The sequence below is a fragment of the uncultured Litoreibacter sp. genome (assembly GCF_947487515.1).
Taxonomy (GTDB): Bacteria; Pseudomonadota; Alphaproteobacteria; order Rhodobacterales; family Rhodobacteraceae; genus Litoreibacter.
This window is the reverse complement of the sequence record NZ_CANKWO010000008.1, coordinates 1-437: the sequence shown is the minus strand read 5'-3', so window position 1 is coordinate 437 and position 437 is coordinate 1. Positions and strand designations below refer to the sequence as shown.

Sequence of the window (437 nt, the reverse complement as noted above, 5' to 3'; positions counted from 1 at the left end):
CCAAGACCGAAGTTAACAGTCGTGCCGGACAGGTCCAAAGCGTATTTGAAACCAATCGCGTAACCGATGCCGGAGGAAGCAGCGGCGGAACCGTTGTCGTCTTCCAAGGAAACAGCAACACCGAATGCGCCCGATGTGTAATCCCAACGCAGGATTTGGTTGTCGTTGCCACCGTCAAGGTAGGAACCGAGGTAACCAGCGTGGGAAGTTTCGTCATCCGCGATGGAACCTGGGTTGCCCACGTTGCCAGCTTCAGTCAAAGCCCAATCAAGCGCACCGTCTGTGTCGCCCATTGTTACTGTACCGAAAGCACCGGATACGAAGATAGTTGCGCCGCCGTCGTCAGCGTTGTTCTGTGTCGCGTTGGAGATTGCGCCACCTTCGTCCAGATCAACAGACGCGCCGAATGTCAGGCCGTTGTCTGTTTCGCCGGACAT

At 56.1% G+C, this 437-nt stretch carries 1 protein-coding gene; it reads right to left on the bottom strand.

Annotation, left to right across the window (positions count from 1 at the left end):
• Window positions 1–437 (bottom strand): porin (locus Q0746_RS16670; RefSeq protein WP_298262239.1); only part of this gene is annotated, 437 nt, incomplete at both ends.